The sequence below is a fragment of the Sphaerotilus sp. genome (assembly GCF_034519685.1).
Lineage (GTDB): Bacteria > Pseudomonadota > Gammaproteobacteria > Burkholderiales > Burkholderiaceae_C > Sphaerotilus.
The window spans coordinates 36,206-50,190 of sequence record NZ_JAXHOF010000001.1; the positions used below are offsets into that span (position 1 = coordinate 36,206).

A 13,985-nucleotide genomic window follows, 5' to 3' on the forward strand; every position below is an offset into this window, starting at 1 on the left:
GAGGGACCGTGATTCGCCGGTTTGGCCTGCCCGGAGAGACTCGAACTCCCGACCCCCGGCTTAGAAGGCCGGTGCTCTATCCAGTTGAGCTACGGGCAGTGTGCAGATGGCAGCGACTGGCGATCTGGCGATGTGAAGTTCTTGGTCGGGGCGAAAGGATTCGAACCTTCGACCCTCTGGTCCCAAACCAGATGCGCTACCAGGCTGCGCTACGCCCCGACAAGAGCCTTAGATCATAGCCTACTTTTGGCGGGTTCAGATCAATTCGCGCAATTCGTGCCGGCGCGGCAGATCGGGGCCGCGGCGGGTGCAGGTGATGGCCGCGGCATTGGCAGCGAAGTCGGCCACGCGGCGGACTTCGTCGAGCGTGATGGCAGCCAGACCCGCAGGGCTCAGCCGGCCGAGTTCCGCCAGCGCGACCAGCGTGGCGGCCTGGAAGGTGTCGCCCGCGCCGACCGTGTCCTGCACCTGCACCTTGGGCGCCGACACCTCGCACTGCCCTTCGCGGGTCCACGCCAGCGCGCCCTTGCCGCCGCGCGTCATCATCACCAGCGACACGCCCGCCGCCAGCCAGCGTGCGGCCAGGTCGGCCGGATCCAGTTCCGGATAGAGCCGCTCGAAGTCCTCGTCGCTGAGCTTGAGCAGGTGCGTGCGCGCCGACATCCATTCGATGTTGTCGCGCCACGCCTCCAGCGACGGCTCGACGTTCAGGCGCACGTTCGGGTCGTACGAGATCACGGTCGTGGCGTGGCGCTGCTCGACCAGGGTGCGGATGGTGGACGCGATCGGCTCGACCACGCAGCCGAACGAGCCGAAGTGGATCGCGGCGACCTCGGCCGGCAGGCGGGCGAGGTGTTCGGGCAGCAGCTGGCGGTCTGCGCCGCCGGTGCCGTAGAAGCGGTAGCTGGGCACGCCGTTGGCATCGACACCGACCAGGCTCAGTGTGGTGGGGGCGTCGTTCAGGATGACGGCTTCGGTCGAGATGCCCTCGTCGACCACGCTGCGCAGGATGCGCTCGCCGAGAAAGTCGCGCGAGACCGCCCCCAGGAACACCGCCGACTGGCCCATGCGCTGCACACCGGCCGCCACGTTCAGCGGCGACCCCCCCACCACGGCATCCAGCCGCAGACCCGTGGGCGTCGGGCCATCCTGGAACACATCCAGCAGGGATTCCCCGCAAATGACGATCGGCAACGGCAGGTTCGCGGGATCAGCTCGCATGTTGGTTCACTCGGTCAACAGATTTCGGGGTCGCGATCGTCTCATCCCTTGGCGGTGGTGACACTAGGGAAATCACTAAATCAAGCTAGTTGATTTAATTAGTCGAGCCGCTACCATTCGTTCCGCAGGTTCAGCACAAACGGACCTCACCTCACCACCTGGCTCGTTCCATGGGCCGCCCTTTTCTTCCGGAGACAAAACATGTCGCGTCTTTCCACCCTGGGCTTCGCCGCCGCTCTCGCCTGCTTCGCCACCTCGACGATGGCTGCGCAGCCGGTCATCGGCCTGATCACCAAGACCGAAACCAACCCGTTCTTCGTCAAGATGAAGCAAGGTGCGGAAGCCGAAGCCAAGAAGCTGGGCGCCAAGCTGCTGTCGGCCTCCGGCAAGCAGGACGGTGACACCGCCGGCCAGATCACCGCGATGGAGAACATGGTTGCCGCCGGCGCCAAGACCATCCTGATCACCTCGTCGGGTGACGCCATCGTCCCGACGATCAAGAAGATCAAGGCCCAGGGCGTGCAGGTCATCGCCCTGGACAGCCCGGTGGCAGAAGCCGACGCCCTGTTCGCCACCAACAACTACAAGGCCGGCGAGCTGATCGGCGCCTACGCCAAGGCCACGCTGGGCGGCAAGAAGCCCGTCATCGCCACGCTGGACCTGTTCCCCGGCCACCCGGTCGGTGCGCAGCGCCACAACGGCTTCCTGGCCGGCTACGGCCTGAAGACCCTGCCGGCCGAGAGCAACGAGCTGGCCCAGCCGGCGGAAGTGGTCTGCATGGCCGACTCCTTCGGCGACGCCGCCAAGGGCCAGACCGGCATGGAAAACTGCCTGCAGAAGAACGCCGACATCAACGTCGTGTACGCCATCAATGAACCCGCTGCCGCCGGTGCCTACAAGGCGCTGAAGGCCGCTGGCAAGGAAAAGGATGTCGTGATCCTGGGCGTGGACGGCATGTGCTCGAACGGCGTGGGCAACGTCGAGAAGGGCGTGATCGCCGCGACCTCCATGCAGTACCCGCTGAAGATGGCCGCGATGGGCGTGGCCGCCGGTGTCAAGTACGCCAAGGACGGCAAGCGTCAAAGCGGCTACACCGACACCGGTGTGGACCTGGTGGCGAGCAAGCCCGTTGCCGGCGTCAAGAGCATCGACACCAAGACGGCACGCGCGCAGTGCTGGGGTGACTGATCCGGCGCAAGCCCGGATCCCTCTGGATCTTTGACCGCACAGGGGTGGTCATGCGATCGCCCCTCCTTCTGGAAGCCCCGTCACCACGGGGCTTTCCTTTCTCGACGGACGCCACCAGCGAGCCCCACCCATGAATTCGCTCACCGCCAAGCTGCCCCCGATCGGGACACTGGGCCCGGCCATCGCACTGTTCCTGGCCTGTGCCTTCTTTTCCTTCCAGCACGAACGCTTTCTCACGCTGCAGAATTTTTCCCTGATCCTGCAGCAGGTCATGGTGGTGGCCACGATCGCCATCGGCCAGACCCTGATCATCCTCACCGCCGGCATCGACCTTTCATGCGGCATGGTGATGGCACTCGGCTCCATCGTGATGACCAAGCTCGCCGCCGACTTCGGTCTGAGCGCGCCCGTGGCCATCCTGTGCGGTGTGGCCGTGACGACCCTGTTCGGCCTGGCCAACGGTCTGCTCGTCACCCGCGTCAAGCTGCCACCCTTCATCGTCACGCTCGGCACGCTGAACATCGCCTTCGCGATCACCCAGCTGTATTCCGGAGCGCAGACGGTCACTGACATCCCCGACGGCATGAACCTGCTGGGCGAGACCTTCGGCCTGGGCGGCGCGCGCATCGCGTACGGCTCGGTGCTGGTGGTGGCCCTGTACATCGCCACCTGGCTCTGGCTGCGCGAAACCGCACCCGGTCGCCACGTCTACGCGGTGGGCAACAACCCGGAAGCCACCCGCCTGACGGGCATCCCGACCGACCGCGTGCTGCTGGGCGTCTACGCGCTGGCGGGCATGTTCTACGGCATCGCCTCGATGCTGGCCGTGGCACGCACCGGCGCCGGTGACCCGAACGCCGGCCAGACCGAGAACCTGGACGCCATCACCGCCGTGGTGCTGGGCGGCACCAGTCTGTTCGGTGGTCGCGGCATCCTGCTGGGCACGCTGGTGGGCGCGCTGATCGTCGGCGTGTTCCGCAACGGCCTCACGCTGATGGGTGTGTCGTCGGTCTACCAGATCCTGGTGACCGGCATCCTGGTGATCCTGGCCGTGGCCACGGATCAGATGTCTCGCAAGGGGGGCCGCTGACATGAGCGCTCAAGCACAAATCGTCATGAAAGCCACCGGCCTGGTGAAACGCTATGGCCAGGTGACCGCGCTGGACGGCGCCGACTTCGAACTGCGTGCCGGGGAAATCCTGGCCGTGATCGGCGACAACGGCGCGGGCAAGTCCTCGCTGATCAAGTGCCTGTCGGGCGCGACCATTCCCGATGAAGGCACGATCGAGCTGGACGGCAAGCCGATCCACTTCAAGAGCCCGATCGACGCCCGCCGCGTCGGCATCGAGACGGTGTACCAGGACCTGGCCGTGGCGCCGGCCATGACCATCGCCGAGAACCTCTTCCTGGGCCGCGAGATCCTCCGCCCCGGTTTTGCCGGCAGCGTGCTGCGCATGATCGACAAGAAGAAGATGCTCGAACAAAGCATCGCCCGGATGAACGACCTCAAGGTCGGCATCCGCTCGATGACGCAGGCGGTGGAGACGCTCTCGGGCGGCCAGCGCCAGTGCGTGGCGGTGGCGCGTGCGGCGGCGTTTGCCGAGCATGTGGTGATCCTGGACGAGCCGACGGCGGCGCTGGGCGTCAAGGAGGGCAACATGGTGCTGGAGCTGATCCGCCGGGTGCGCGACAAGGGCCTGCCGGTGATCCTGATCTCGCACAACATGCCGCACGTCTTCGAGATCGCCGACCGCATCCACGTCGCCCGCCTGGGCAAGCGCGGCGCCGTGCTGAACCCGAAGAAGGTCAGCATGAGCGACACCGTGGCGGTCATGACGGGCGCCATGCCTACCGACCAGATCCCGGCCGAGTGGCTGGCCTGAATCAGCCACAGGAGAACACGACATGCTCAAGGGGATCGATCCTCTGCTGACACCGCAACTGCTGCAGGTGCTGGCGGAGATGGGGCACGGCGACGAGATCATCGTGGCGGATGCCAACTTCACCGCCGCCAGCCTGAGCGTCGGCCCGGACGGTCGGCGCAAGCCGCTGATCCATCTGCCCGGCGCCGGCATCCGCCGCACCGCGCAGGCCGTGCTCAGCCTGCTGCCGCTGGACGCGGCGGTATCGCAGCCGATCGCGTACATGAAGGTCTGCGACACGCCCGACGGCTACCGCAGCCGCCTGCAGCGTGACGTGATCGACCTGATCGAGACCGACGGGCATGCACGGTCCGACCAGTGCGAGGCGATCGAGCGCTTCGCGTTCTACGACCGGGTGCGCCAGGCGTTTGCGATCGTGCTGACGGGTGACCTGCAGCCCTATGGCAACTTCGTGTTCAAGAAGGGCGTGATCGGCGAGGCGCTGGTGCCCTGACCGGCAAGCTGCCCCACCCAGACAGAAGGAAAAGGCCGGCATCTCGCCGGCCTTTTTCATGTGGGTTCGCTCACGAAGCCCTCGGCGTCAGGCACCCTTGAGCTTGCCCACCACGAACAGCAGCACGGCCGCGCCGATCACCGACGCGATGTAGCCCACGGGCTGCCCCTGTGCGTACAGACCCAGCATCTGCCCCGCAAACCCGGCGACGAACGAGCCGGCGATGCCGAGCAGCGTGGTCAGGATGAACCCCAGCGCCTGCGTGCCGGGGATGATCCACCGGGCCACGAGGCCGATCAGAAAGCCCACGATCACCATCCAGACAAAACTCATCATCAGTCATCTCCTCAGATGTGACCCGCCCCACGGCGGTACCGCACTGTAGGAGAAAAACGTGATCTTTGTCACCAGAGCGTGCGCAGCCTATTGATTCATCTGCGCCCAGACCTTGTCGAGCCGCTTGACGCTGACCGGCTGCGGCGTGCGCAATTCCTGCGCGAACAGGCTCACGCGCAACTCTTCGAGCAACCAGCGGTACTCGGTCAGGCGGCTGTCGTCGGTGCCCTTGAGGTCGGCGAGGCGGCGGGTGTAGCGCGTCTCCAACGGGCGCAGCTCGGTCAGGCGCTGCGCGTCGCGGACCGGGTCGGCGCGCCACTTGTCCAGCCGCAGCACGACCGCCTTGAGGTAACGCGGCAGGTGGTGGAGCTGCGACCAGTGCGTCTGCGCGATGAAGCGCTTGGGCACGAGGCGCTGCAACTGGCCGGTGATGTCGTCGGCCACGTCCTTGGGCACGCGGCTGTCCTTGAGCTTGCGCAGCGCGGCGGCGTAGTCGATCAGGATGGCACCGGCCGTGCGCGCCACCTCCTGGGCGATCAGGTTCAGGCGCGGGCGGCCTTCGTCCAGGCGGCGCTGGAACGCCGCCGCGTCGGTCGGCAGCGGATCGGCGAGGAAGGCCCGCGTCAGCGCCACGTCGATGACCTGGTCGCGCAGCTCCTCCTGCGTGCCCAGCGGCATGTAGGCCACCGACATCTTCTGCAGGTCGGGGATGTTCTTTTCCAGGTACTTCAGCGGCTCCTTGATGTTCAGCGCCACCAGCCGGCGCAGGCCGCTGCGGTGCTTCGCGGCAGCGGCGTCCGGTTCGTCGAACACCTCGATCTCGACGTGCGCGCCGCAGTCGATCAGCGCCGGGAAGCCGATCAGCGTCTGGCCCGCCTTGCGGATCTCCATCAGCTCGGGGAGTTCGCCGAAGGTCCAGGTCGTGTAGCGGGCGGGGGCGGCGCTCGGTGCGGTGCCCCCTCCCCGGCCCTCCCCCGCTGGGGGAGGGAGAGAAGACGGCAATACCCGTGCGCCTTGCGCAGCCCCGGTCTTGCCCCCTCCCCCAGCGGGGGAGGGTTGGGGTGGGGGCTCCGCACGCGCAGCCACCTTCAACCCCGCCAGCGCCTGAAACGCCGTCCGCGCCTGCCCCCCCAGCTCCGCCTTCAGCGCCGCAAGGTTGCGCCCCATGCCGAGCTGCCGCCCGTGTTCGTCCACGACGCGGAAGTTCATGAACAGGTGCGGCGCCACCATCTCCAGCTTGAAATCGTTGCGCTGCACGGCGATCTGCGTGCGCTCGCGCACCGCCTTGAGCAGCACATCGACCAGGTTGCCCTGCGCGAACGGGTTCAGCTCGACAAACTCCGCCACGTAGTCCGGCAGCGGCACCAGCCGCGAGCGCGGGCGCTGGTGCAGGCTCTTGACCAGCGCCAGCACCTTCGCCTCCAGCATCCCCGGCACCAGCCACTCGCAGCGCTCCTCGCTGACCTGGTTGAGCGCATAGATCGGCACCGTCACCGTCACGCCGTCCTTGGCGTCACCGGGGCTGTGCAGGTACTCGGTCGTGCAGTCGATGCCGCCGAGCCGCAGCGTCTTCGGGAAGGCCGCCGTCGTGATGCCGGCCGCCTCGTGGCGCATCAGCTCGTCGCGGGTCAGGTGCAGCAGCTTCGGGCCCGAGTGCTCGGGCTTGCTCTCCTGGCGGTACCAGCGCTCGAAGCTCGCGCCGCTGACCACGTCGCGCGGCAGTTGCGCGTCGTAGTAGGCGTGGATCAGCTCGTCGTCCACCAGCACGTCCTGGCGGCGCGACTTGTGCTCCAGCTCCTCGACCTGGCGGATCATCTTCTGGTTGTGGGCGAGGAAGGGCAGCTTCGTCTCCCACTCGCCGTTGACCAGCGCCTCGCGGATGAAGATCTCGCGCGCGGCCGGCGCGTCCACGTTGCCGAAGTTCACGCGGCGGTTGGCGTAGACGACGATGCCGTAGAGCGTCGCCCGCTCCAGCGCGATGACCTCGGCGGCCTTCTTCTCCCAGTGCGGCTCCAGCAACTGGGTCTTCAGCAGGTGGCCGGCGATCGGCGGAATCCACGCCGGGTCGATCGCCGCCAGCCCGCGCCCGAACAACCGGGTCGTGTCCACCAGTTCGGCCGCCACCAGCCAGCGGCCTGGCTTCTTGCTCAGGTGCGCACCCGGGTGGCGCCAGAACTTGATGCCACGCGCGCCGAGGTACCACTCGTCGTCCTCCGCCTTCAGCCCGATGTTGCCGAGCAGGCCGGCCAGCATCGACAGGTGGACCTGGTCATACGTGGCCGGCGCGCCGTTGAGCCGCCAGCCGTGTTCGGCGACGACGGTGTGGAGCTGGCTGTGGATGTCGCGCCATTCGCGCACGCGGCGCGGGCTGACGAAGCTCTCGCGCAGGCGCTGCTCCTGCTGGCGGTTGCTGAGCTTGTGGGTGTCGATCTTCTGGCCGGCCTTGGCGGCGTCGGCGTGGCCGTGCTGGCCGCGGCCCTCCTCGATCCACTTCCACAGCTTCAGGTAGCCCATGAACTCCGAGCGCTCGTCGTCGAACTTCTTGTGCTTCTCGTCGGCGGCCTGCTGCGCCTCCATCGGCCGGTCGCGCACGTCCTGCACGCTCAGCGCCGACGCGATGATGACCACCTCGCTCAGCGCCTCGCGGTTGCGTGCCTCCAGGATCATGCGGCCCACCCGCGGGTCGAGCGGCAGCCGCGCCAGCTCCTGGCCGATCGGCGTCAGCTCGTTCTGCTCATCCACCGCGCCAAGTTCGCCCAGCAGCGCGTAGCCGTCGGCGATCGCCTTGCGCGGCGGCGGCTCCAGGAAGGGGAAGTCCTCGACCAGCCCGAGGTGCAGCGCCTTCATGCGCAGGATCACCCCGGCCAGCGAGGAGCGCAGGATTTCCGGGTCGGTGAAGCGCGGGCGGCCGAGGAAGTCCTTCTCGTCGTAGAGCCGGATGCAGATGCCGTTGGCCACCCGGCCGCAGCGGCCGGCGCGCTGGTTGGCCGCCGCCTGCGAGATCGGCTCGATCTGGAGCTGCTCGACCTTGTTGCGGTAGCTGTAGCGCTTGACGCGGGCGTGGCCGGTGTCGATCACGTAGCGGATGCCGGGCACGGTCAGCGAGGTTTCCGCGACGTTGGTGGCCAGCACGATGCGCTTGCCGCCGCCGGTCTCGAAGACACGGTCCTGCTCCTGCTGCGACAGCCGGGCGAACAGCGGCAGGATGTCGGCGTGGCGGTGCAGCGGCTGGTGGCTGAGGTGCTTGCGCAGGTGGTCGGCGGCCTCGCGGATCTCGCGCTCGCCGGGCAGGAAGACGAGGATGTCGCCCGAGCCGCTGCGCCAGAGTTCATCCACCGCGTCGGCGATGGCGTCGTTGAGGTCGAACTCCTTGGTCTCCTCGAACGCCTTCCAGCGCTGCTCCACCGGGAAGGTGCGCCCGCTGACCAGGATCACCGGCGCCGGGCCGTGGCGCGAGGCGAAGTGCTGGGCGAAGCGGTCGGCGTCGATGGTGGCCGAGGTGACGACGATCTTCAGGTCGGGCCGGCGCGGCAGGATCTGGCGCAGGTAGCCGAGCAGGAAGTCGATGTTGAGGCTGCGCTCGTGGGCCTCGTCGATGATGAGGGTGTCGTAGGCCTTGAGCAGCGGGTCGGACTGCGTCTCGGCGAGCAGGATGCCGTCGGTCATCAGCTTGACCGAGGCGCCGGGCTGCAGCCGGTCCTGGAAGCGCACCTTGTAGCCGACCACCTCGCCGAGCGGCGATTTCAGCTCGTCGGCGATGCGCTTGGCGACCGAGCTGGCGGCGATGCGGCGGGGTTGCGTGTGGCCGATCAGGCCCGAGCCGCCCGCGCCCAGGCCACGGCCGAGTTCGAGCGCAATCTTGGGCAGCTGCGTGGTCTTGCCGGAGCCGGTCTCGCCGCAGACGATGATGACCTGGTGCTCGGCGAGCGCACGGGCGATCTCCTCGCGGCGTGCCGACACCGGCAGCGTGTCGGGGTAGGTGATCGGCGGGACGGGATTGGCGGGGCGGCGCGAGGCCGGCGGCTCCGAAGAGCGTGGGGGGCGAGAAGGACGGTTCACAGGGCGCGGATTATCCCCCTGCCCCACCCGACCCGTTCAATCGCGCGCAACCCCAGGTCAGGCGCCGGATTCCGGCATCTCCGCGTATTCCATGATGTTGAGCACGGCGCCCTGCGGATCCTGCAGCACGGCGAAGCGCCCGATGCCCGGCACATCCGTCGGCTCGATCAGCACCCGCCCGCCCAGCGCCGCACACTCGCCGGCCGTCTCGTCGGCGTTGTCCACCGTCACATACGGGCACCAGTTCGGCGGCATGCTGGAAGGCGCCGTCGGCGGAATCGCCATGATGCCGCCGATGGCCGTGTCGCCCACCTTGAGGACGCGGTACGGGCCTTGCGGCATGGGCATCGTCTCGACGGTCCAGCCGAAGAGCTGGTGGTAGAAGTCCGCCGATCGGGCGGGATCGGTGGTCATCAGCTCAGTCCAGCTGATCGCACCGTGGGTCTTGAAGGCATCCATGCGGGTCTCCTGGCGGGGGTTGGTGCCAAGCATCGTGCGACGACGGCTTTACAGCGTCAAGGTGAGAAAACCAGCGCCGGGCGCCGATCCGAGGTCCACCCGGTCGCACCCGCAGAACCCCGCCAGCGCCGTCAAGGCCTCGGCCAACGCCGGGCGAAACCCGTCCAGGTCCAGATCGGACCGTGCGGCCTCGACATGCAGGCTCAGCACCTCGAACCGCCGCTCGCGCCGATGGGCCTTACAGTCCACCCGCCCCACGAACCGGTCCCCGAACAGGATCGGCAGACAGAAATACCCGTACACCCGCTTCGGCGCTGCCGTGTAGCACTCCAGCCGGTAGTCCAGTCCGAACAGGCCGAGCAGCCGCTCCCGGTGGATCACCGCGTTGTCGAATGGGGAAAGCAGCCGAACTGCCCGGTGGGAGGTGGGCGCCGCACTGTCGAGTGCGGCCAGCGCGGCCGCATCGGCATACGCATCCGGCAGCACCGCCTCCTCCAGCCGCACCAGCGACCGGTCGGCCAGCCGCTCGTCCACAGCCCGGCGCATCGCGTCCCGGATGGCCGGCCCCGTGCGCAGGTGCAGCAGTTGTGTCCAGGTCACGACGCCGTGCGCCCGCACCACCGTGTCCAGCCAGTGCCGCGCGCACTCGTCCAGCGTCGGCTCGCGCAGATCCAGCCCGCTCGGCAGCACCCGCTCGGCCAGGTCGTAGACCTTCTCCATGCCGTAGCGCTCGCGCACCATCAGGTCGCCCTGCATGAAGAGCCGGTCCAGCGCGTGCTTGAGCGGCCCGGCGTTCCACCAGCCGCCCTGGCCACCGTTCACGCCCGAGGGCTGGCCCAGGCTGCGCAGCGTCAGCGGCCCATCCACGCGCACCCGGTCCAGGAGCTGGCGCATCACCGCGGCGTCTGTCCGACCGGCGTGCCAGGTATGCCCCTCGCGCACCGACGCCATCAGCGGCAAGGAAAACCGGTAATCGCGCATCGGCAGACAGGACGCGGCATGGAACCAGTGCTCGAACACCGACCCGTCGCGCAGCAGCGTGTTCAGGTGTTCCGGCGCATACCCCGGCACCCGGCTCCACAGCACATGGTGGTGCGCCCGCTCGATCACGGCCAGGGTATCGATCTGCACATACCCCAGATGCTCGATGGCGCGCAATGCACCCGCGGCACCCTGCCCGAACACGGGCGATGGCCCCAGCCCTTGAGGTTGCAGGGCCAGTGGTCTCAACAGTGCTGGCGGTGTTTTCATGGCGTACTCCCTGAATGGGCCACATTCTGGGCGACATTTTTCTTCGCCCACCCCGTCCGGAACGGTCGGCATGTGCTCAGGCACAATCCCGACCCCATGAGCCTTGTTTTCCCGCACACCTTCGTTCCCTGGTTCCGCTCGGTCGCGCCGCACATCCACGCCTACCACGGCAAGACCTTCGTGATCGGCATGGCGGGCGAGCTGATCGCCGCCGGCAAGCTCAATGCGTTTGTCCAGGATCTGTCGCTGCTGCACGCGATGGGCATCAAGCTGGTGCTGGTCCACGGTTTTCGACCGCAGGTGAACGAGCAGCTGCGCGCCAAGGGCCACGCCTCGCGCTTCAGCCACGGCAAGCGCATCACCGACCCCGTCGCGCTCGACTGCGCGCAGGAAGCGGCCGGTCAATTGCGTTTCGAGATCGAGGCCGCGTTTTCGCAGGGACTGCCGAATACCCCGATGGCCAATGCCACGGTGCGGGTCGTGTCCGGCAATTTCCTCACCGCCCGCCCGGTGGGCATCGTCGATGGCGTGGACTTCATGCACAGCGGCGTCGTGCGCAAGGTCGATTCGGCCACGATCCGCCGCGCCATCGACATCGGCGCACTGGTGCTGCTGTCGCCGTTCGGTTTTTCACCGACCGGCGAGGCGTTCAACCTGACGATGGAGGAAGTCGCCACGGCCACGGCCATCGCGCTGCAGGCCGACAAGCTGCTGTTCATGACCGAGCTGCCCGGCATCCGCGAAGACCTGGACGACCCGGACAGCGCCATCGACACCGAACTGGCGCTGGCCGATGCCCGCCGCCTGCTGGCACGCCTGCCCGAACCAACCCAGCCCAGCGACCCGGCTTTCTACCTGCAGCATTGCGTGCGCGCCTGCGAGGGCGGGGTCGAGCGCTCGCACATCCTGCCGTTCGCCGGCGATGGCGCAGTGCTGATGGAGATCTTCACCCACGACGGCGTCGGCACCATGGTGGTCGACGAGAAACTCGAAAGCCTGCACGAGGCCACCGCCGACGACGTGGGCGGCATCCTGCAGCTGATCGAGCCCTTCGAGCGCGACGGCACGCTGGTCAAGCGCAGCCGCACCGAGATCGAGCGCGACATCACCACCTACACCGTCATCGAGCACGACGGCATCATCTTCGGCTGCGCGGCGCTCTACGCCTACCCGGAAGCCCGGACCGCCGAAATGGCTGCGCTGACCATCTCGCCCCAGGTCCAGGGCCAGGGCGACGGCGAGCGCATCCTCAAGCGCATCGAGCAGCGCGCCCGTGCGATGGGCCTCGACAGCATCTTCGTGCTCACCACGCGCACGATGCACTGGTTCGTCAAGCGCGGCTTCCAGCAGGTCGACCCCGACTGGCTGCCGGAAGCCCGCAAACGCAAATACAACTGGGACCGGCGCTCGCAGGTGCTGGTCAAGAAACTCGGCTGATCGGCCGCAAGAATCCCTCCTCGAAAGGAACACTTCCATGGCACGCACCATTCAATGCATCCTGCTGAAAAAGGAAGCCGAAGGCTTGGACTACCCGACCTATCCCGGCGAACTGGGCAAGCGCATCTACCAGAACGTCAGCAAGGAAGCCTGGGCGCAATGGCTCAAGCACCAGACCATGCTGGTCAATGAAAACCGCCTGAATCTGGCCGATGCGCGCGCGCGCCAGTATCTGGCACGCCAGATGGAGAACTATTTCTTCGGATCCGGCGCCGACCAGCCGCAAGGATATGTGCCGCCGTCGGCTTGATGCGTGATTTCCCGGGTTGTTTCGGCACTGGACAGAAGGATCGGATTGTTTCTAGAATCCAGCCCGGATCAACCGTTGGGGAATTACACATGACCACCTACCAAGAACTCATTGCGCAAAAGGCCGAACTCGACCGACTGCAGTCCGAACTGGACAGGCAGATTGCCGAAACCCTGCGCAACGAACGCGCAGCCGTCATCAACCAGATCAAGACGATGATGGCTGAAAATGGCCTCACCGCCGCAGACCTGAGCGCCGGAAAACCCGGCCGCCCGCCCAAGATCGGCATCGCCGAACCCGGCACGACCCGCAAGGTCGCCGCCAAGTACCGCGACCCGAACACCGGCGAAACCTGGTCGGGCCGTGGCCTGAAGCCGAAGTGGCTGGCCGCCGCGATCGAGAACGGCCACAGCCTGACCGACTTCGCGGTCTGATCTTCGCTTCCTTCACCGCCTCGCTTTGCAAAAACCACCTTCGGGTGGTTTTGTTTTTTCATTTCGGGCAAAATCCACCGCCCGGCCCCCTTCGTCCCGATTTCGCCTCGATTGCGCCCCGATCCGCAGACCACGACTTCAGTCGGTTGAGTTCGTCTCAGGTCCAGTCCAGGCATTGGCTTAAGAATTGAGGACGGCATCCGGATTGACAGCCCGCAGGCCGTTGCCTATGCTCACGTAAGTGACTTTTCTCACACTCCCATACCAGATGCAAGGTTTGTACTCGGTGCTACGCAACTCGATCCTGTCTGTACTCGCCGCCTGCGCGCTGGGTTGGACAACGCTGCCAGCCCACGCGGCACCGGACTCGGTCGATCCGATCAGTCGCTTCCTGCAAGACCGGTTCACCGCTGACAACGCCTCCGGCACCCCGGTGCGCGCCAGCGATGACCTGCTGGGCGGCGTTCGCGAGACTGCGTCGGAACTGGTGTTGTCGGCGATGCAGTTCCTGGGCGTGCGCTACCGGTTCGGCGGCACCAGTGAGGCCACAGGCTTCGATTGCAGCGGGTTTACCCGGCATGTCTTCGAAAACAGCGTCGGGCTGCTGCTGCCGCGCCGATCCTCAGAACAGGCCAATGCCCCCGGGCTGCTCTCGATTCGCCAGGATGATCTCAAACCCGGTGATCTCGTGTTTTTCAACACGATGCGCAGCGCGTTTTCCCATGTCGGCATCTATGTTGGCGAGGGCAAATTCATCCACGCACCGCGCACCGGCAGCACCGTCCGTGTGGAAGACATGCGCCAGGACTACTGGACCCGCCGCTTCGATGGCGCCCGCCGTGTTCCACAATTGAGCACTGGCACACCGGCGCGCAACCTCAACACATCGAATCTCGGGAACTGAACGGACTGAA

General features: G+C 67.0%; 13 protein-coding genes and 2 tRNA genes. 8 read left to right on the forward strand and 7 right to left on the reverse strand.

Annotated elements, in window-relative coordinates; all coding sequences use genetic code 11:
- Positions 1 to 22: 22 nt before the first annotated feature.
- The 3 genes from U5O44_RS00150 to U5O44_RS00160 all read right to left on the reverse strand — a co-directional run bounded on the left by U5O44_RS00150 (position 23) and on the right by U5O44_RS00160 (position 1,221).
- Positions 23 to 99: transfer RNA gene (locus U5O44_RS00150), tRNA-Arg, on the reverse strand.
- A gap of 43 nt (positions 100 to 142) precedes the next feature.
- Positions 143 to 219: transfer RNA gene (locus U5O44_RS00155), tRNA-Pro, on the reverse strand.
- Positions 220 to 255: 36 nt separating this feature from the next.
- Positions 256 to 1,221, reverse strand: coding sequence for a carbohydrate kinase family protein (locus U5O44_RS00160; RefSeq protein ID WP_322586444.1), 966 nt, complete (start codon positions 1,219 to 1,221; stop codon positions 256 to 258).
- Between the two features lie 201 nt (positions 1,222 to 1,422).
- Here U5O44_RS00160 and U5O44_RS00165 point away from each other — a divergent pair, with 201 nt between their 5' ends.
- The 4 genes from U5O44_RS00165 (at position 1,423) to U5O44_RS00180 (ending at position 4,785) form a co-directional block, all read left to right on the forward strand.
- Complete coding sequence (locus U5O44_RS00165; RefSeq protein ID WP_322586445.1) at positions 1,423 to 2,409, forward strand: substrate-binding domain-containing protein; 987 nt, start codon at positions 1,423 to 1,425, stop codon at positions 2,407 to 2,409.
- A 130-nt stretch (positions 2,410 to 2,539) separates the two neighbouring features.
- Complete coding sequence (locus tag U5O44_RS00170; RefSeq protein ID WP_322586446.1) at positions 2,540 to 3,499, forward strand: ABC transporter permease; 960 nt, start codon at positions 2,540 to 2,542, stop codon at positions 3,497 to 3,499.
- A gap of 1 nt (position 3,500) precedes the next feature.
- Positions 3,501 to 4,292: an ATP-binding cassette domain-containing protein gene (locus U5O44_RS00175; RefSeq protein ID WP_322586447.1), complete on the forward strand. Its 792-nt coding sequence runs from the start codon at positions 3,501 to 3,503 to the stop codon at positions 4,290 to 4,292.
- Between the two features lie 22 nt (positions 4,293 to 4,314).
- Positions 4,315 to 4,785 carry an RbsD/FucU family protein gene (locus tag U5O44_RS00180; RefSeq protein ID WP_322586448.1) on the forward strand — a complete coding sequence of 157 codons (471 nt, stop codon included), beginning with the start codon at positions 4,315 to 4,317 and terminating at the stop codon, positions 4,783 to 4,785.
- Positions 4,786 to 4,872: 87 nt separating this feature from the next.
- Here the strand turns inward: U5O44_RS00180 and U5O44_RS00185 are convergent, their stop codons facing one another.
- The 4 genes from U5O44_RS00185 to U5O44_RS00200 all read right to left on the reverse strand — a co-directional run bounded on the left by U5O44_RS00185 (position 4,873) and on the right by U5O44_RS00200 (position 10,890).
- Positions 4,873 to 5,118 carry a GlsB/YeaQ/YmgE family stress response membrane protein gene (locus U5O44_RS00185; protein WP_322586449.1) on the reverse strand — a complete coding sequence of 82 codons (246 nt, stop codon included), beginning with the start codon at positions 5,116 to 5,118 and terminating at the stop codon, positions 4,873 to 4,875.
- 90 nt (positions 5,119 to 5,208) lie between these two features.
- Positions 5,209 to 9,180, reverse strand: coding sequence for an ATP-dependent RNA helicase HrpA (gene hrpA, locus U5O44_RS00190; RefSeq protein WP_322586450.1), 3,972 nt, complete (start codon positions 9,178 to 9,180; stop codon positions 5,209 to 5,211).
- Positions 9,181 to 9,237: 57 nt separating this feature from the next.
- Positions 9,238 to 9,639, reverse strand: coding sequence for a VOC family protein (locus U5O44_RS00195; RefSeq protein ID WP_322586451.1), 402 nt, complete (start codon positions 9,637 to 9,639; stop codon positions 9,238 to 9,240).
- A 48-nt stretch (positions 9,640 to 9,687) separates the two neighbouring features.
- Positions 9,688 to 10,890 carry a winged helix-turn-helix domain-containing protein gene (locus U5O44_RS00200; protein WP_322586452.1) on the reverse strand — a complete coding sequence of 401 codons (1,203 nt, stop codon included), beginning with the start codon at positions 10,888 to 10,890 and terminating at the stop codon, positions 9,688 to 9,690.
- 96 nt (positions 10,891 to 10,986) lie between these two features.
- Here U5O44_RS00200 and argA point away from each other — a divergent pair, with 96 nt between their 5' ends.
- From argA to U5O44_RS00220, 4 genes are all read left to right on the forward strand, one after another.
- Positions 10,987 to 12,327 (forward strand): amino-acid N-acetyltransferase, encoded by a 1,341-nt coding sequence (argA, locus tag U5O44_RS00205; RefSeq protein WP_322586453.1) that lies wholly within the window; start codon positions 10,987 to 10,989, stop codon positions 12,325 to 12,327.
- Between the two features lie 37 nt (positions 12,328 to 12,364).
- The gene (locus U5O44_RS00210) at positions 12,365 to 12,637 is read left to right on the forward strand and encodes an oxidative damage protection protein (RefSeq protein WP_322586454.1); all 273 of its coding nucleotides are present in this window, start codon (positions 12,365 to 12,367) and stop codon (positions 12,635 to 12,637) included.
- 89 nt (positions 12,638 to 12,726) lie between these two features.
- Positions 12,727 to 13,071 (forward strand): H-NS histone family protein, encoded by a 345-nt coding sequence (locus U5O44_RS00215; RefSeq protein WP_322586455.1) that lies wholly within the window; start codon positions 12,727 to 12,729, stop codon positions 13,069 to 13,071.
- A 268-nt stretch (positions 13,072 to 13,339) separates the two neighbouring features.
- A complete protein-coding gene (locus U5O44_RS00220) occupies positions 13,340 to 13,975 on the forward strand; it encodes a C40 family peptidase (RefSeq protein ID WP_322586456.1) in 636 nt (211 codons plus the stop codon).
- Positions 13,976 to 13,985: the final 10 nt, after the last annotated feature.